11 protein-coding genes, 1 tRNA gene and 1 pseudogene are annotated in these 18,109 nt (G+C 69.8%); 7 read left to right on the forward strand and 6 right to left on the reverse strand.

The window, feature by feature from the left end; translation table 11 throughout:
* Positions 1-41: 41 nt before the first annotated feature.
* The 4 genes from tmk (at position 42) to ACZ4WZ_RS15995 (ending at position 6,421) form a co-directional block, all read left to right on the forward strand.
* Positions 42-3,218, forward strand: coding sequence for a dTMP kinase (gene tmk, locus ACZ4WZ_RS15980; RefSeq protein ID WP_467890378.1), 3,177 nt, complete (start codon positions 42-44; stop codon positions 3,216-3,218).
* A 113-nt stretch (positions 3,219-3,331) separates the two neighbouring features.
* The gene (locus ACZ4WZ_RS15985; protein ID WP_467890381.1) at positions 3,332-4,543 is read left to right on the forward strand and encodes a DNA polymerase III subunit delta'; all 1,212 of its coding nucleotides are present in this window, start codon (positions 3,332-3,334) and stop codon (positions 4,541-4,543) included.
* Between the two features lie 166 nt (positions 4,544-4,709).
* Entirely contained in the window at positions 4,710-6,242 is a 1,533-nt protein-coding gene (locus ACZ4WZ_RS15990) for an alpha/beta hydrolase (RefSeq protein ID WP_467890384.1), read from the forward strand.
* Positions 6,243-6,347: 105 nt separating this feature from the next.
* A tRNA-Thr gene (locus tag ACZ4WZ_RS15995) sits at positions 6,348-6,421 on the forward strand.
* 123 nt (positions 6,422-6,544) lie between these two features.
* Here ACZ4WZ_RS15995 and ACZ4WZ_RS16000 read toward each other — a convergent pair.
* A pseudogene (locus ACZ4WZ_RS16000) lies at positions 6,545-7,670 on the reverse strand (tyrosine-type recombinase/integrase); the annotation flags it as partial.
* Positions 7,671-7,824: 154 nt separating this feature from the next.
* Here ACZ4WZ_RS16000 and ACZ4WZ_RS16005 point away from each other — a divergent pair.
* Positions 7,825-10,458: a valine--tRNA ligase gene (locus ACZ4WZ_RS16005; RefSeq protein WP_467890387.1), complete on the forward strand. Its 2,634-nt coding sequence runs from the start codon at positions 7,825-7,827 to the stop codon at positions 10,456-10,458.
* Between the two features lie 100 nt (positions 10,459-10,558).
* Here the strand turns inward: ACZ4WZ_RS16005 and ACZ4WZ_RS16010 are convergent, their stop codons facing one another.
* The 3 genes from ACZ4WZ_RS16010 to ACZ4WZ_RS16020 are packed head-to-tail and all read right to left on the reverse strand — an operon-like array spanning position 10,559 to position 13,581.
* Complete coding sequence (locus ACZ4WZ_RS16010) at positions 10,559-11,485, reverse strand: glycosyltransferase family 2 protein (RefSeq protein ID WP_467890390.1); 927 nt, start codon at positions 11,483-11,485, stop codon at positions 10,559-10,561.
* Positions 11,482-12,198 carry a class I SAM-dependent methyltransferase gene (locus tag ACZ4WZ_RS16015; protein WP_467890393.1) on the reverse strand — a complete coding sequence of 239 codons (717 nt, stop codon included), beginning with the start codon at positions 12,196-12,198 and terminating at the stop codon, positions 11,482-11,484. Before ACZ4WZ_RS16015 ends, ACZ4WZ_RS16010 begins: the two co-directional genes overlap by 4 nt.
* A gap of 42 nt (positions 12,199-12,240) precedes the next feature.
* Complete coding sequence (locus tag ACZ4WZ_RS16020; RefSeq protein WP_467890396.1) at positions 12,241-13,581, reverse strand: Gfo/Idh/MocA family oxidoreductase; 1,341 nt, start codon at positions 13,579-13,581, stop codon at positions 12,241-12,243.
* 475 nt (positions 13,582-14,056) lie between these two features.
* Here ACZ4WZ_RS16020 and ACZ4WZ_RS16025 point away from each other — a divergent pair, with 475 nt between their 5' ends.
* Together ACZ4WZ_RS16025 and ACZ4WZ_RS16030 are read left to right on the forward strand one after the other, a co-directional pair.
* Positions 14,057-15,280: a helix-turn-helix domain-containing protein gene (locus ACZ4WZ_RS16025; RefSeq protein ID WP_467890399.1), complete on the forward strand. Its 1,224-nt coding sequence runs from the start codon at positions 14,057-14,059 to the stop codon at positions 15,278-15,280.
* A gap of 10 nt (positions 15,281-15,290) precedes the next feature.
* A complete protein-coding gene (locus ACZ4WZ_RS16030; RefSeq protein ID WP_467890402.1) occupies positions 15,291-15,773 on the forward strand; it encodes an NUDIX domain-containing protein in 483 nt (160 codons plus the stop codon).
* A 69-nt stretch (positions 15,774-15,842) separates the two neighbouring features.
* On the opposite strand, the gene ACZ4WZ_RS16035 is transcribed toward ACZ4WZ_RS16030, so the two are convergent.
* Both ACZ4WZ_RS16035 and ACZ4WZ_RS16040 read right to left on the reverse strand, forming a co-directional pair.
* Positions 15,843-16,583, reverse strand: coding sequence for an HNH endonuclease family protein (locus ACZ4WZ_RS16035; protein ID WP_467890405.1), 741 nt, complete (start codon positions 16,581-16,583; stop codon positions 15,843-15,845).
* Positions 16,580-17,950 carry an AAA family ATPase gene (locus ACZ4WZ_RS16040; RefSeq protein WP_467890408.1) on the reverse strand — a complete coding sequence of 457 codons (1,371 nt, stop codon included), beginning with the start codon at positions 17,948-17,950 and terminating at the stop codon, positions 16,580-16,582. The genes ACZ4WZ_RS16035 and ACZ4WZ_RS16040 overlap by 4 nt, the downstream gene beginning before the upstream one ends.
* Between the last annotated feature and the right edge of the window lie 159 nt (positions 17,951-18,109).

Here is an 18,109-nt window from a genome sequence, read left to right on the forward strand (position 1 = left end):
AGGCCCCCGCAACGGCCAGGCGCAGCGGATAGGCTGGGCGGATGACGCGAGCCGAGCAGCCGACGGTCGTGACCGACTCCGAGAACACCCCCTACGACGAAGCCCTAGCCGCGGACTCCCGCGAGCGAGCGGTGCGTGCCCTGCTGCGCACGCCCGGGCTGCGCCGACTGTGGAGTGCCCAGCTGGTGAGCGGCATCGGTGACGCCCTCGCCCTGCTGGTCCTGGTGCTGCTGACCCTCCAGGCGGCCGTCACGGCCGGTACGGAGAGCCCCTTCGGCGGCGGCTACCGGGGCGCGGCCTTCGCCGTCGCCGCCGTGTTCGCGGTCCGGATCCTCGCCACCGTCCTGTTCGGCGCGGTCCTGCTCGGCCCGCTGGCCCAGCTCACCGCCCCTGGAGGCAAGCTGGACCGCCGCTGGACGATGGCCGGTGCCGACGCGCTGCGGATCGGGTTGTTCGTGGTCGCCCCGCTGTGGCTCGACTGGATCCCCGCGCACGCCACGACCGCGCTGCTGGCCACCGTGTTCGTCGCCGGTGCCGCCGAGCGGGTGTGGACCCTGGCCAAGGAGAGCGCCGCGCCCGCGCTGCTGCCGGCGCCGCCGCCGGAGGGGGCGACCGTACGGCCCCTCCCGGACCACCTCGACGCCCTGCGGCGGCTCACGCTGCGCACCGCCTTCGCGGCGATGCCCGTGGCGGCCGCCGCGCTGCTCGCCGCGACCCTGATCGGGCGGGCGCTGGGCCTGGGCGTGGACTGGTTCGCCGCGAACCAGGCGGCGCTGGGCTCGTACGTCGCCGCCGGCCTGTTCGCCGCGTCCGTGTCGCTGCTGGTGCCGCTGGCGGTGCCGGCGGTCAAGACCCCGAGGCCGCGTTCCCCGCTGGAGGGCCTGCGGGCCCCCAGGGCGGGCGACCGGCCAGAGAAGGGCCGTACGGGCGCGATCCGGCTGCTCGTGGTGGCCTGCGCCGCCGTCGCCGCGGCCGTCGCCCTCGCCGCCTCCGTCTCCGTGCTGCACGCCTTCGACCTGGGCGGCGGCCCGTCCGCGTACGCCCTGCTGGTGCTCGCCCTCGTCGGCGGTACCGCCCTCGGGATCCGCGCCACCCAGGCCGGCAAGGTGCTGCCCGCGCTGTCGCGACGGCGGCTGCTGGCCCTGGCCATGGCGGTGACCGGCATCGCGCTGCTGCTCACCGGGCTGGTCCCGGACACGGCGACCGTCCTGTTCCTGGCGCTGCTCGCGGGCACCGCCGCGGGCGTGGCCGCCAACACCGGGCACACCCTGCTCGACCAGGAGACCGAGGAGTTCCGCCGGGCCCGGGTCACCGGACACCTCCAGGCCGTGGTCCGGGTGGCCGTCGCCCTCGGGGCGGTCGCCGCCCCGCTGCTGGCCGCGGCGATCGGCCCGCACCGGCTGGGCGGGGGCCAGGTCGCCCTCTCGCACGGCGGCGCCGCCTACGCGCTGATGCTGGCCGGCGTGCTGCTGCTGCCCGTCGCGGTGGTGGTCCTCGCCAAGGCCGACGACCGCAAGGGCGTACCGCTGCGCCGCGACCTGCGCGAGGCGCTGCGCGGCGGAGAGCCCGTACAGGCCCCCGCCGCGACCGGGTTCTTCATCGCCCTGGAGGGCGGCGACGGGGCCGGCAAGTCCACCCAGGTGCATGCGCTGGCCGACTGGATACGGAACAAGGGCCACGAGGTCGTCGTGACCCGGGAGCCCGGCGCCACCCCGGTCGGCAAGCGGCTCCGCTCGATCCTGCTGGACATCTCCTCCGCCGGGCTGTCGAACCGCGCCGAGGCCCTGCTGTACGCCGCCGACCGCGCGGAGCACGTCGACACGGTCGTCCGGCCCGCCCTGGAGCGCGGTGCGGTGGTCATCACCGACCGGTACATCGACTCCTCGGTGGCCTACCAGGGCGCCGGGCGCGACCTGTCCCCGACCGAGATCGCCCGTATCTCCCGGTGGGCCACCGGCGGTCTCGTGCCGAACCTGACCGTGCTGCTCGACGTGTCCCCGGAGACCGCCCGGGAGCGGTTCACGGAGGCGCCGGACCGGCTGGAGTCCGAGCCGACGGAGTTCCACCAGCGGGTGCGGGCCGGCTTCCTGACGCTCGCCGCGGCCGACCCCGGGCGCTACCTCGTGGTCGACGCCGGCCAGGACCCCGGCTCGGTGACCACCGTCGTGCGCCACCGCCTGGACCGGATGCTCCCGCTCTCCGAGGCCGAGGTGGCCGCGCGGATCGAGGCCCGGCGGCTCGCGGAGGAGGAAGCCCGGCGCAGGGCCGAGGAGGAGGCCGCGCGCAAGGCGGAGGAAGCCCGGCTGAAGGCCGAGGAGGAGGCCCGGCTGGCCCGGGAGGCCGAGGAGGCCCGGCTGCGTGCCGAGGCCGAGGCGGCCCGCCGGGCGGAGGAGGAGCGGCTGAGGGCCGAGGAGGAGGCCCGTGCCCGGGCCGAGGCCGAGCGGCTGCGCGTACGGGCCGAGGAGCGGGCGCGCGCCGCCGAACAGGAGCGGCTCCGGCTCCAGGAGGCGGAGGAGGCCCGGCTGCGTGCCGAGGCCGAGGAGCGGCGGCTGGAGAAGCAGCGGCGCGCCGAGGAGGCCCTGCTCCGGGCGGAGGAGGCGCGCCGGCTCGCGGAGGCGTCGGCCGCCGCCGCGGCGGCGGCCGCGGCTGCCCAGGCGCCCGCCGCGCCGGAGCCCGCCGCTGCCGAAGCGCCCGCGCCCAAGGTCGTGATGCGCAAGGAGCCCCTGCCGGACGAGGCCGTCACGGTCGAGACGCCGGTGGTCCGCCGGGTCGTGCAGCCCGACGACGTGACCCAGACCGTCCCGGTGCCGAAGATCGACCCGCGCGACCCGCGCGACCCGCGCGACCCCCGTTCCGTGGACGAGACGGCGGTCCTGCCGACCGTACGGCCCGACGGCCCCGCTCCGGACGCGGCCCGTCCGGATCCGTCCGGGCGGACCCGTCCGGCGGAGCGGCCGACGGCCCCGCACTCGCAGGAGGCCCCGGCCGACCGGGTGCCGCCGGGCATCTTCCGGGACGCCGGGAACGACGTGACCCGCGAACTCCCGGTCGTCGGCGACGACGGCCCCGAGCGCCGGGCCCCGTCCGACTGGGCCGAGGCCACCCCGATGGACGACCTGCCGACCCTGGCGGACGAGCTGCTGGGGCCGCGCCCCGACGACGAGGACGGGCACGACGGCCCGGGCGGGGGCAGGCCGCGCCGCCGCCGTCGCGGATAGGAGCACGGTTCACGGTCCGTGATGGCGATCCGTGAACGCGGGCGGGATTGTCAGTGGCGGGCGCCACAATGTGAGCAGGCAGTATCCACGGAGAGTGAAAGGCGGTGGGCGGCATGCCCGTGTGGGAAGACCTGGTCGGTCAGGAGCGCGTGCAGACGCAGCTGGCCGCCGCCGCCCGCGACGCCGACGCCCTCGTCACCGCCATCGAGCGGGGGGAAGCAGCACCGCCCGCATCCAAGATGACCCACGCATGGCTCTTCACCGGCCCGCCGGGCTGCGGCCGGGCCACCGCGGCCCGCGCCTTCGCCGCGGCCCTCCAGTGCGTCAGCCCGGACCGCGCCCTCGGCGGTGAGCCGGGCTGCGGATTCTGCGACGGCTGCCACACCACGATGGCAGGGACCCACGCCGACGTGGAGATCGTCCGCACCGATCTCCTGTCCATCGGCGTGAAGGAGACCCGCGACCTGGTCCGCCGCGCCCAGCTCTCGCCCGCCGTGGGGCGCTGGCAGGTCATCGTCCTGGAAGACGCCGACCGGCTCACCGAGGGCGCGGGGAACGTGCTCCTCAAGGCCGTGGAGGAGCCCGCTCCGCGGACGGTGTGGCTGCTGTGCGCGCCCTCTCTGGAGGACGTGCTGCCCACCATCCGCTCCCGCTGCCGGCACCTGACCCTGACCACCCCGTCCGTGGCGGCGGTGGCCGAGGTGCTGGTGCGCCGGGACGGCGTGGAGCCGGCCGCCGCCGCGGCCGCCGCCCGCGCGACCCAGGGCCACATCGACCGGGCCCGCCGGCTCGCCACCGACGAGGCCGCCAGGACCCGCCGCGCCGCCGTCCTCAGGCTCCCGCTGCGCGTGGACGACGTGGGCGGCTGCCTCAAGGCCGCGCAGGAGCTGGTCGACGCCGCCGCCGAGGACGCCAAGCAGGTCGCGGAAGAGGTCGACACCAAGGAGACCGAGGACCTGAGGGCCGCGCTCGGCGCCGGAGCGGGCGCCGGGGGCCGGCTGCCGCGCGGCACCGCCGGGGTGATGAAGGAGCTCGAGGACCGCCAGAAGCGCCGTCGTACGAGGACCCAGCGCGACAGCCTCGACCTCGCCCTGACCGACCTCATCGGCTTCTACCGGGACGTGCTGGCCCTCCAGCTCGGCTCGGCCGTCGCCATCGCCAATGAGGACATACGCCCGGACCTCGACCGGATCGCCCGCGCCTCGGGCCCCGAGCGCACGCTGCGGCGCATCGAAGCGGTCATCGCCTGCCGGCAGGCCCTCGACCGGAACGTGGCGCCGCTCCTCGCGGTGGAGGCCATGACGATGTCCCTGCGCGCGGGCTGACCGTCCGCGCGCCGGTACCGACCCGGTTCACCCGTACGAGCGGTCCCGGCCGGGCGCCGCGGGGAGCCCGGCCGGGCGGGACGCCAAGCCCCCGCACGCCCGGAGGGCGTCCGCGGCGGATCCCGCGCACCGGACAGGGGCCGCCCGCAGCACGTACGCTCGCCGCATGGACACCAGGCGCCTGCTGCGTACCGCCGGAACCGTGATCGCGGCCGCCGGGCTGCTGATCTCCGGGTGCACCACCGGGGGGCCGGAGGTGGCGGCCTCGGCCGAGCCCTCCACCGTCCCGGACGCCCTGCGCCCGTACTACGACCAGAAGCTGAGCTGGCGCGACTGCGGTGTCCCCGGCTTCCAGTGCTCCACCATGAAGGCGCCGCTGGACTACGCGGATCCCGGCTCCGGCCAGGACGTCGAGCTCGCCGTGGCCCGCCGCCCCGCCACCGGGCCGGGCAAGCGGCTGGGCTCCCTGGTGGTCAATCCCGGCGGCCCCGGCGGTTCCGGCATCGGCTACCTCCAGGCGTACGCGGGCATCGGCTACCCGGCCCCCGTGCGCGCCCAGTACGACGTGGTGTCCTTCGACCCGCGCGGCGTGTCCCGCAGCAGCCCCGTCGAGTGCCTGACCGGCCCGGCGATGGACCGCTTCACCCAGGTTGACCAGACGCCGGACGACCAGGCGGAGCGGGCCCGGCTGGTGGCCGCGTTCAAGGAGTTCGCGGCGGGCTGCGAGACGCGCTCCCGGCGGGTGCTGCCGCACGTCTCCACCGTGGACGCCGCCCGGGACATGGACGTGCTCCGCGCGGTCCTCGGCGACGAGAAGCTGAGCTACGTCGGAGCCTCGTACGGCACCTTCCTCGGCGCCACGTACGCGGACCTCTTCCCGGCCCGGGTGGGCCGGCTGGTCCTGGACGGCGCGATGGACCCCTCCCGGCCGTCCCTCGACCTGAACCGCGACCAGACCGCGGGCTTCGAGACCGCGTTCCGCTCCTTCGCGAAGGACTGCGCGAAGCAGACCGGCTGCCCGCTGGGCCAGGGCGGCCCCGACGCGGTGGCGCAGCGCCTGAAGGAGTTCTTCCGCAAGGCCGACGCCCAGCCGGTCCCCTCGGGCGACCCGGCGCGCCCGCTGGGCGAGGCCCTGGCCACGACGGGCGTGATCGCGGCCCTGTACGACGAGAGCGCCTGGCCGCAGCTGCGCGAGGCCCTCACCGACGCGCTGAACGGTGACGGCGCCGGCCTGCTGGCCCTCGCCGACAGCTACTACGAGCGCGAGGCGGACGGCACGTACGCGAACCTCATGTACGCCAACGCCGCCGTGAACTGCCTCGACCAGCCGCCCGCCTTCAGCGGCCCGGAAGCGGTGGACGCCGCGCTGCCGTCCTTCGAGAAGGCCTCCCCGGTCTTCGGGGCGGGGCTGGCCTGGGCCTCGCTGAACTGCGCGTACTGGCCGGTGAAGGCCACGGGCTCGGCGAAGCCGCTGAAGGCGGCGGGCGCGGCCCCGATCGTGGTGGTCGGCACGACCCGCGACCCGGCGACCCCGTACAAGTGGGCCCAGGCCCTGGCCGGCCAGCTCGACTCGGGCACGCTCCTCACGTACGACGGCGACGGCCACACGGCGTACGGCCGCGGCAGCGACTGCGTCGACACGGCGATCAACCGCTACCTCCTCGAGGGCCGGCCCCCGGCGGACGGCAAGCGCTGCTGACACCCCCCGCCGGCCCCGGTTCGGGGCACCCGGATTGACCCTGTAGACTTGGCGCCGCTGCTGATGAGAGCGTCCCTCCGAGGAAATTCTTGTCTTCCCAGCGGTGCCGCCTTAGCTCAGTTGGCCAGAGCAACGCACTCGTAATGCGTAGGTCTCGGGTTCGAATCCCGAAGGCGGCTCTGTAGAACCCCCAGGACTCACTCGCCGTGACCTGGGGGTTTTGCTGTTTCCGGGGTCGATCGGCGCATACGGAGGCTGGGGCCGAAAACCCGTGCGTGAGCGATGCGTGAGCGGAGGGGCCGTCAGCCCTTGTGGGCGGCCTTCTTCCCCTTGGCCTTCTTCTCCTTGGCCTTCGCCTTCTCGGCTTGCTTGGCCTTCTTGGCGGCCTTGCGGGCCTGCTCTTCCTGCTCGGCCTTCCGCTGGAGGGGGACCAGCTTGGCGGTGGCCTCGGCGGCGCTCTTGCTGACGTGGGGGAGCACGCTCTGGTAGATGTCGCGCGTGATCCGGGTGTCGCTGCGCCCCAGCGTGTCCGACACGATCTTGATGTCGATATCGGCCGCCAGCACGAGCGTCGCCGCCCCGTGCCGGAGGTCGTGCAGCCGGATCGGCGGTAGGAGGCCGCCACGCGCCGCTCGAAGAGATCGGTCACCTTGCCCGGGTGCAGCCAGGAGCCGTCCTCCTGAGTGAAGACGAGCCCGGTGTTCACCCATGCCGACCCCCACTCCAGACGGTCGGCTTCCTGTTGCTTGCGGTGCCGCTCCAGGACGCCGACGGTGTCGTCATCGAGCGCAACGGCGCGGAAGCCGCTGTCCGTTTTCGGCTCGGACGCCTCGACCTCCCAGCCGTCCTGGACCAGCTGCCCTGTGACAGTGAGGGAGTGCCGGTCGAGGTTGGTCTCCGACCAGGGCTGACCGCAGGCCTCGCCGCGCCGCAGGCCGCGGAAGGCGATCAGGTGCCACATTGCGTACAGCCGGTGCCAGCGACGAAATCGAGGAAGGCGCCGGTCTGTTCCGGCGTCCAGACCATCACGGGAGAGGGCTTCTCGCCGGTCTGCTCCCACTTGGCGACCCGCTCGTCCGTCCACACCAGCGCCTTCGGCTTGCGCACCGGATCGATCTCGACGTGGGCCGCCGGGTTGAACGTGATGATCTGCTGCCCGATCGCGTCGTTCAGGGACGCGCGGAGCGTGGCCTTCACGTGCTGGCGCGTAGCGGGGCCGGTCACCCGACGGAAGGCCGGCATCGCGTCGAGCGCCGCCTTCAGCGCCTTCCGGCGAGCACGGTTCTCGGCCCCCTTCCACGGGATCGTCGCCAACTCCTCTACGGCAGCACGCCGCTGGGCATTCTGCTCCAGGACCTCGGCGTTGCCGTCAGCGATGGCCGTGAACATCTCGCTCAGGTGGCTGACCCTCTCCGTACTGGGCCGTCGGCCGGGCGGGGTACGATGAACATCGGCCGCACGGGCGTGTTCTTGGTCACACTTGAATCTCATCCGTGCGGCCACCTTTGTGTCCCGGTGGCAGCCCGCTCGCCCGGGGAAAGTCAGGCGAGGGCAGAGGCATCACGGGCCTAGAATGGCCGTCGTGACCGACAACACTCCACAGAGCCCCAACAGCGGGCCGACGCCTACCCATGAGCTGCCGACCCAGTACGCGCCGGCCGAGGTAGAGGGGGCGCTGTACGAGCGTTGGGTAGAGCGCGGGTACTTCGAGGCGGACGCGAAGAGCGAGAAGCCGGCGTACACGATCGTCATCCCGCCGCCGAACGTCACCGGCTCGCTTCACCTGGGCCACGCCTTCGAGCACACGCTGATTGACGCCCTCACCCGCCGCAAGCGCATGCAGGGCTACGAGACGCTGTGGCAGCCCGGCATGGACCACGCCGGTATCGCCACCCAGAACGTCGTCGAGCGCGAGCTCGCCAAGGAGGGCAAGTCCCGTCACGACCTCGGCCGCGAAGCCTTCGTCGAGCGCGTCTGGGAATGGAAGGCCGAGTCCGGCGGGCAGATCGCCGGCCAGATGCAGCGCCTTGGCGAGGGACTGGCGTGGAGCCGGGATCGCTTCACCATGGACGAGGGCCTGTCCCGAGCTGTCCAGACGGTCTTCAAGAAGATGTTCGATGACGGGCTGATCTACCGCGCCGAACGCATCATCAACTGGTGCCCCCGCTGTCTGACGGCCATCTCCGACATCGAGGTCGACTACCAGGACGACGACGGCGAGCTCGTCTCCATGAAGTACGGCGAGGGCGAGGACACCATCGTCGTCGCCACCACCCGCGCGGAGACGATGCTCGGCGACACCGCCGTCGCCGTCCACCCCGACGACGAGCGTTACGCCCGCCTGATCGGGAAGCAGATCAAGCTGCCGCTGACCGACCGGAGCATTCCGGTCGTCGCCGACACGCACGTCGACCCGGAGTTCGGCACCGGCGCCGTCAAGGTGACCCCGGCGCACGACCCGAATGACTTCGCCATCGGCCAGCGCCACAACCTCGAATCCATCGAGGTCCTCGACGAGCGCGGCATCATCACCGTCCACGGCCCCTTCCAGGGCCTGGACCGCTTCGAGGCGCGCTCCGCGATCGTCGCCGCCCTGCGCGCCGAGGGCCGGATCGTCGCCGAGAAGCGCCCCTACGTCCACTCCGTCGGCCACTGCTCGCGCTGCAAGACGACGCTGGAACCCCGCCTGTCGCTGCAGTGGTGGGTCAAGGTCGAGACCCTTGCCAAGGCCGCTGGCGACGCGGTCCGCGACGGCCGGGTCGACATCCACCCGGCCGACATGTCGCAGCGGTACTTCGACTGGGTCGACAACCTCAACGACTGGTGCATCTCGCGCCAGCTGTGGTGGGGCCACCGCATCCCGGTCTGGCACGGCCCGAACGGCGAACTGGTCTGCGTCGGCCCCGACGAGGAGCCGCCGACCGGCGAAGGCTGGACGCAGGACACCGACGTCCTCGACACGTGGTTCTCGTCCGGCCTGTGGCCGTTCTCCACGCTCGGCTGGCCCGAGCAGACGCCTGACCTAGAGAAGTTCTACCCGAACTCCGTCCTGGTCACCGGCTACGACCTGATGTTCTTCTGGGTCGCCCGGATGATGATGTTCGGCCTGTACGCGATGGACGGCCAGCCGCCGTTCCGCACGATCGCGTTCCACGGCATGGTCCGCGACGAGTTCGGCAAGAAGATGTCGAAGTCGTTCGGGAACACGGTCAACCCGCTGGACTGGATGGACAAGTACGGCTCCGACGCCCTGCGCTTCACCCTGGCCAAGGGCGCCAACCCGGGCGTCGACGTCCCGATCGGCGAGGACTGGGTCCAGGCGTCCCGCAACTTCGCCAACAAGATCTGGAACGCGACGCGCTTCGCGCTCATGAACGGCGCCACGGTCGAGGGTGACCTGCCGCCGGTCGAGCAGCTGTCGGCGACCGACCGTTGGATCCTGTCGCGGCTGAACAAGGTCGTCGCCGAGGCGGATGCGTACTACGAGGACTATCAGTTCGCCAAGCTTGCGGACGCCTTGTACCACTTCGCGTGGGACGAGGTCTTCGACTGGTACGTCGAGCTGTCGAAGACGACGTTCTTCGAGGAGGGCGACCAGGCCAAGGTCTCTGCGCGCGTCCTGGGCGAAGTCCTCGACGTCACCCTGCGGCTGCTCCACCCGATCGTCCCGTTCGTCACGGACGCCCTGTGGACCACGCTCACGGGCGGCGAGTCGGTCGTCATCGCCGAGTGGCCGAAGGACTCCGGGTTCCGCGACGAGGCCGCGGAGCAGGAGATCGAGCTGGTCCAGCAGGTCGTTACGGAGGTCCGTCGGTTCCGCTCGGACCAGGGCCTGCAGCCGGGCCAGAAAGTCCCGGCCCGCCTGGAGCTCGACGGCACGGCGCTGGCCCCGCACGAGGCGGCCATCCGGCAGGTGCTGCGTCTCCAGCCGGAGCGCGAGGGCTTCGCCGCCACCGCCTCCCTGCCGGTGGCCGGCGCCACGGTCTCGCTCGACCTGTCGGGCACCATCGACGTGGCGGCCGAGCGCAAGCGGCTGAGCAAGGACCTGGCCGCCGCCGAAAAGGAGAAGCAGCAGGCGGAGGCCAAGCTCGGGAACGAGGCGTTCATCGCCAAGGCCCCCGACAACGTCGTGGACAAGATCAAGGGCCGGCTCGCCAAGGCCGAGTCGGACATCGCCCGGCTCCAGGCCCAGCTGGACAAGCTGCCGCCGCAGTAGGCGTCGGAACACGCCGAGGGGGCCCAGACCACGTGGTCTGGGCCCCCTTCGGGTTCTTCGGCCTCGGACACCCTCTGACTCGGGCTCTCGGCGGTGAGGCCTACGGAATGCGCAGCGTCTCGTACGGGCTCGACAGAGAGAACTCGCGTTGCTCGGCGACCATCTGGGCCTGGTGGAGATCGAACTTCGCCATGTGCAGGAGGTCGTCGAGGCGCGTCGGCTTCTGACCCAGCAGGTCGAGGGCGATCTCGGCAGCCCCGTCTCTCCGGTCCAGTCGGTCCTGGAAAAAGTCCAGGTTCTTCTCGACGACGAGGAGAGTCATGTCGAGCTCCGAGACCGCCGCATCGGACACTCGCTCGACCCGTGAGTGCACTCGGTACTCGTAGTAGGGCCCGGCGACGCAGTGGATGGTGTTGCCTGCCCCCCGCCTGTAGCGGCTGGCCAGCAGGTTGACCGCGAAAGCCCAGTCACCCCACTTGAGTACCTTAGGGTCGTACAGCCCGCATTCGAGAGCGTCTGCCCGTCGGCAGACTATCGACGTCGGAACGTGGTGCTTGCGCGCCACCAGATCCTCGCGGCACGGGTACGAGGAGATGGTGAACCCCTCGAAGGCACCGATCATCCACGACATCGTGTGCACGAAGGCTGTATCGGCATCGGACTCGAGGGTCTCCACCGCCCTGTCCGGGTAGGACCCTTCCCTGAGGAGATGCGGGTCGGTGGCCAGCCGGTCGTCGGCGTCCACCTGCATCACGTACTCCATCCGCGCGGCTGCCACACCGGCGTTCCTGGCCACGTGGTGCCCTTGGCGCTGTTCGAGCCGGACGACGCGTACGCCGGGCAGATCGGCGCAGGTGTGGATGGCCTTGAGGGTCGTGTCGTCGTCCGACCCGTCGTCCACGATCACTACCTCGTGCGGACGCCGAAGCGGCTGCTCGACGACGGAGTTCACGGCCTCGATGAGATAGTCGCCCGCGTTGTGGCAGGGAACGACGAAGCTGATGCCTCCAGAATCCGTGATGGTCACGCTGTCTCCCTTCCGCTCATGGCCGCGGTGCCGACGGGAGCCGGGCACCTGCGCGCCGCTATGACGGTCGCGCGAGCCGCTTTGAAGTAGGTGCGCCGTGAGCGCGTGTCCTGCTCGGTGTGGTCGTCCCAGCTCACGGTGACGTCCCAGCCCTCGTAGATCCGCTCCAGCGCGCGGCTGAATGACTCCCGCGTGTACCGGGCCTCGCCCTCGATGTGGATCTGAACGCCGTGGGCGTCTATCCGGAAGATCTCGGTGAAGACCTCCAGATAGTGCAGGTTGACCGAGCGGGAACTCTGCACAGCCTGGGTGAGCAGAGCTTCGACGTCGGGCTGTGACAGGTAGTGGAGAACGTCCTTGGCGACGAGCGCGCCGAAGTCCTCCTGGACGGCGTACTGCTCGATGAGGGATTCCACCACCGTGACCCGCTCCGCCACGCCCTCGTACTCCGAGAGCCGCTGAAGCAGCGGCTCGGCCGGGGCCTGGTCCACCGCGACAACGGTGAACCCCGCCTCGGCCAGGGCGATGGTGTACGCCCCGGCGCCGTATCCGAGGTCCAGAGCGCGACGCGGAGTGTCGGCGGGGAGGGAACCCAGCAGGGTGAGGAATCGCGCCGGAACGGGTGCGCGCAGCCTCTCGCCGGTGCTCCGGCCGTTCCGTAACGCGTCTGCGTAGAAGGCGTGAAGGGACGCCTTCGAGTGCTGTACGGGCAAGGGGTACCACCTGGGGCTGGAGGGACGAGCGAGGGCAGGCACCTAGAACTCGGCGATCTCGATGGCCCGGCCGGGCGTGCGCAGAGAGGACGCCAACGCCTCGGTGACCTTCATCGGCAGCAGGTGTGCGGAGAGCGAGCTCCTGTTCTCGGTTCCCCGCAGCCAGTTCTCCATGAGCCGCCTGTTGCTGTCGCTGTGGAACAACCCGTCGAACATCTTGACCGACGTGTACCGCTCCTCCGGCAGCAAAGAGGCGTTCGCCCTCATGGTCAGCCGAGCGAAAGCGTCGATCTTGTCCGCGTTCTGCCCGCGGGGCACGTCGTAGCAGTGGACGTGTGCGGAGTAGAGGGTCGACAGCTGGGCCTCGAGGTCGACGCTGGAAGTGCGCCCGTTCTTGTTGTAGACGTCATCAGGGAGGTCCTGCCAGCTGCGGATGGACGGCGTCGTCTGCTCGAAAGACAGTGTTCCGACGGTCAGTGTCCGATCCGACGCCACGTCCACCAGCCGGAACGTAGCGGTGATGTCCGTCTCGCCGAAGGAATGCGCCAGGCTCTCGTCGTCCGGCCAGCGCGAGTGGCCGTCCTCGAACCGGCTGGCGGCCGGATTTGGGATCCGGAGGTGCTGGTCGGTTGGGAAGGCACCGAACGAGCTGACTTCGAGCCTGAAGCGGCGGTCGGGAAACACGAGCTTGTTGAGGGACAGGCACTGCACGGCGAGATCGATGTAGTGGTAGGCGCCGTGCATCACCATCCCGTAGCCGTACCGGTAGGGGTGATCGTCCCGCGACTCGTACTCGTGCTGGAGGTTCCACACCCCGCCGGCGGCTCGGAGGTGGAAGGACGTGACGGGGGCCTGCCAGTCCCGCACCCGCTCTTCGAGCGAGCGGAGTAACTCCCCGTTGTAGATGCGGTGATACCGGCTCAGCGTCATCACGGAGTGCTTGGTGCCGGTACGGCCGGCCTGAGCGATGAGTTCCTGCATCACTTCGGTGATCCGGGACGGCGCGAACTGGCCGTCCACCAGCGGAGCCAGGACCGGCTTCTCCACCAGCGAATCGATGCCGTTCTCGACGCAGTAGCGCAGATAGGCTTCGTGCGCCCGCACCTCGGTCGCGATGTACACCTTCATCGGCAGGTCGGGCAGACGGAGCTGCCTGAGGGCGGCTCCGATCAGCTCCGGCTGTGTCTGCTGTGTGGTCGCGCCGCTGCCCGGAAGGTAGACGACCTCCCGAGGCTTCAGGGCGACACCCTGTATGCGTTCCTCGATCGTCGACCTCTCCGATTCCAGATCGATGACGGAATACGAGTCGACGTGGCCGGCTTCGATAGCCTCCCTGATGCAGGGCAGGTACTTGTTGGCGACGATCTCGTCGAAGCCGACCACGACGAGGTTGCGTCGACGAGCAGCAGGGCGGACCTCGCAAGCGGAAGCCCGACCCAGCGGATCCTCGACACAGCGGAGGGTCGGCGGCCTGGGGACCGAGACCGTTGTTGTCCGAGACGTTCGAGAGTCGGTCTTCATCCGCGTTACTCCCACTCGTGCTGTCACTGTTCGGAGCCGTTCCGAAGCAGACCGGACGTCGATCGCCGCAGTAGCGATCACCTCTTGCTGAACTGCCTGCCATATACACCGATTGGCGTCGGACATGCCCTCTTCCGACCTCGCTGATGAGGTGGCCTCTCGGGGGTGCGGCGGACGGGCGTCATTGGCCAAAGCCAGTTATTGCAAGTCGAGTTGCTTGCATCTCCCAGCGGCCTTCTCGGTCTGTTGCGACAGTAGCCAGGGCGCCCCACGACACCCCGGAAAATCCTTCCGGGGTCCACTTCGGCCACGAGGTGATGATCAGGACATGCGAGGTATGACAGAGAACCTGACCATCGGCGAGCGCGTCGCCTGGTACCGGCGTCGGCGCGGCCTCTCCCAAGAGGTACTGGCCGGCCTTGTCGGCCGCACCACGGACTGGCTGAGCAAAGCGGAGAACAATCGGATCGAGCTTGATCGCCTCTCGGTGATCACCTCACTCGCCGACGCCCTCGACGTCTCGCTCGGAGACCTGCTTGCCGAGCCGACCCTCATGGAGTGGTCAGCCGACAGCGGCCACCGCACAGTCCCAGCGTTGCGCGAAGCGCTCATGGACTACAAGCAGCTCACGCCCCTGCTGGGGTCTGCACCCAATGACGAGCCACCTGCCCTGCAGGACCTTCGTTCCAACGTGAGCGAGGTCCTCGACGCCTATCAGGCGTCCCGCTACGGATTCGCCACTCGACGTCTTCCCCTACTCCTGACAGACGCCCTCGCCGCATCTCGCGCCTACTCGGAGCATGAGAGGGAGGAATCCCATGCGCTACTCGCCCTGGCCTACCACGGCGCAGCCATGGTGCTGGGCAAGGTCGGTGAGTCCGAGCTGGCATGGATTGCAGCTGACCGCGGTCTGGCAGCCGCGCAGCACAGCGGCCGAAGCGAGGTCACAGGTTCGCTCTTCCGCGCGGTCACGCACTGTCTCCTGGCCACCGGCCGCTTCACGGCAGCGGTCCAGCTCGTGAACGACGCGGCAGCCGTTATGCAGCCGGAACTAGGCACCGCAGACGACGAGTACCTCTCGGTGTACGGCACGTTGTTCCTCACCGGCGCGATGGCCTCCGCACGAGCAGAGGACCGGGCAGCTACGCAGGCTTTCCTCCGAGAGGCCGACGAGACCGCGCAGCGACTCGGTGCCGACGCCAATCACATGTGGACAGCCTTCGGTCCGACGAACGTGGCGATCCACTGTGTAGCCACCGCCGGTGAACTCGGTGACATTCAGATTGCTGCGGACCTCGGAGCGCGCATCGACACCAGCGGTATGCCAGTGGAACGGCGTGTGCGGCACAGCCTCGAAGTCGCCAGGGCGCTGAGTGCCTGGAACCGGACCGACGAAGCCCTGGCCGTCCTGCTGGAAGCCGAACAGGCCGCCCCCGAACAGGTCCGCCACCACTACATGAGCCGAGAGCTGGTCATCGGCTGGATACGCGGCACCAGAGGCCGGCCGTCCCATCCCGTGGCGGACCTGGCCCGAAGGCTCCACATCGTGGCAGGCGGCTAAAGTCGAATCCGTGAGCGAGAACGAGCATGAAGCGAAGATGGCCCACCCCCGTATGGCGGCTGGCGCTCTCTTCTTCGACGAAGCTGATCGAGTCCTGCTCGTCGAGCCGTCGTACAAGGACTATCGAGACATTCCCGGCGGCTACGTCGAGGAAGGTGAGTCGCCTCGACAAGCCTGTGTGCGTGAGGTCCAGGAGGAATTGGGCATCGAGCCGCACATCGGCCGCCTCCTCGTCGTCGACTGGGCGCCGAACCCGGGAGAGGGCGACAAGGTGCTCTACCTCTTCGACGGCGGCTGTCTCAGCGCCGACCTCCGTCAGCAGATTGCACTGCAAGCGGACGAGCTCCGTGGCTACGACTTCCACGGCGCCGAACAGGTGCCAGACCTCACCATCCCCCGCCTCGCGCGCCGAATCGCCGCTGGCATCCAGGCCCGAACGAGTGGCTTGACCGCGTACCTAGAACACGGGCAGTCGCCGGAAATGGGGACCTGAGACTCACCGGATCCACGTAGGCCAGGGCCGCGATCCCCGGGAGGGCGAGTCGTCCGATCCAACATGCAATTACATGTTGGTAGAGGCTGGGTGCGTGGGTAAGCGGAGCCATGCCGTTAGGGACTCGGCCAGCTCGTCGCCGAGAGCTGCGGCTGCATAGGGCAGACGTCCCAGCTTCTCCAGGGCGTGCAAAACGTCGCCGAAGGGCTCGCGGCGTAGGGCAGCAGCGGAGTGCGCTGCACCCAAAAGGTCGCCACTGCGTACCTTGCGATGCCAAGAGTTGAGTACGTCACAGGATGTGACGTACGCATCGAACCGGCCTTGCACCAAGTCTTCTCGGTTAAGGCCGAATACCCTGATGCTCTCCTCACCCTTGCGGGTCTTCTTCTCATACGTGCCAGCCGCGAGAAGCAGCTCGAGATGGTCGGCGGGGTCATCTGTGCTGGGGTCAATAAGCAGACACTCCTTCGTATCTTCGTCACACGGATAATCTTCGCGCTTGAAGTTGCTGTTGCAGCGAGAACAGGCCAGCAGGTGGTTGTGCCAGCAGAACGTACGCATCGGAGCACGGGACAGCGGCTCGAAATGGTCGATGTCGGTACCCAAGCTGTCCAGGCAGTACATGCACCGCAGCACGCCGGGTGCCATCTTTTCCAGGAGAGTCCGTATTTCGCCCTTAGCGGCTTCTGCGAGACGCCACTCGCCTCTGGCGGCCGTACTGGTAGCCCCCAGGACCTGGATATTCTTCGTGCGGCTGTCACATAGCCGCACCAGCCGTTCGGTGGCCGGCAGCCGCTGGACCGGGATCAACAGTCGTTCCCCAACTGGGCTGCCACCTCGCGGACCCGGGCTGAGCGGGAACTCCTGAGCTCGGCGGCCAGCTCACGGTATTCGCGGGCCTCCTGTTCGGTGGCCTCGCCTGCGAAGACCTTTCGCTCCAGAGGTACGAGCTTGCGACGTCGAGCTTCAGCACGACTGGAATACGCAGACTCAAGGCCGAATAGTTCTGAGAGTGCCGCGTCGTCACCGCTTCCATACACGATGCGGTGATACAGCGAGTCGTCCACGACTTCCGGAGGCCGTTCCTCTTCGGGGCCCGGTAGCCGAATCAGGCCGCCAGGATCCGCCGCTTGGCAGATGTAAGGGCTGTGGCTGGTGACGATGAACTGGATCCGCGGGAAGTGGGTCCGCAACCAGTCTCCGATACGCCGCTGCCATGTGACGTGGAGGTGGGCGTCCACCTCATCGACGATCACAATCCCGGGCATCCGGACCACGGGGTGTCCTGCGTCATCCTTACCTGCGTCCAACGTCCCGTATGTGTTCTGCAGCTGCCTGACGATATCCAGGACTAGTGAGGCGACGGTACGAAAGCCATCGCTCATCTCCCGCAGTGGGTATGCGCGCTCTGGATCACCGGCTGGCGACACCCATAGGCCCTCCGAACTCACTCGCATGGCTTGGTAGCCATCCGGCAACAGGCCGTCGGAAAGCAGCTCCTGAACGGTTTCCAACAGCTCGGATGCCTGCTCTTGCCCTTCAAGAGACCTCAGCCGCAACTCCTTGAGCCAGCTCACGCCCTCGGAGAGGGAAGCGTCTTCATGGAAGAGGGAAGCCATGCGGCCTGCCGGCCCCGACGCGAGCATCATCCGCTGGGCCTCCCCTGACCCTCCGGTCAATCGGCGGAATGGGCCGTAGCCGGCACAGAACCAGCCCTGCGGGTGGTCAGCCCAGGGGCCACGCCCGGCACCAGGCCAGCCGTACTTCTCGCCGTCGTAGGGGGATAGCTGAGGCTGTTGCGGCATGGCATATGAGGGCGCGCTCGGTATCCCCTCCGGGAGGATCCAGTCCAAGCCCAGGACGATGGGACCTTCGGGTGCCCTGCCGCGTCCGGTGAGCCTGTCGACCGAGTAGTCCGGTTGTACGTACACCTGTGCCCAGGCGGAGGTCTCACCGCTGGTGATCCAGGTGCTGTGGTCCTGTACCAGGGTGCGAGCCGCTTGGGGGCCGGCGAGTGCGAGCGCGAGGGTACGCAGGAGTGTGGACTTTCCCGCGCCATTACGGCCAGCGATCACTGTCCAGCTGCCGCCGTCCTTGGCCGGTAGCGGGAGCTCGTCTACGGCACGCGGTCCGGTAAAGCCCCGGACGTTCGAGAAGCCGATTCCGGTTACGTACATCCACCCTCCTCTCTGGCCTGGTAGTCAGCTGCTTCAGCCTCTCATGAGGCGCTGACATGGACGAGCGTGGTGCTCCCTGCCTGGAACGGAGGTGAAGGCAGTCTCCGCTGTACGGGGGCGTCCCCGGACGGGGTCCTGGGCCCCGCATTGCTGGAGGCC

This window comes from Streptomyces sp. NPDC029122, assembly GCF_055569445.1.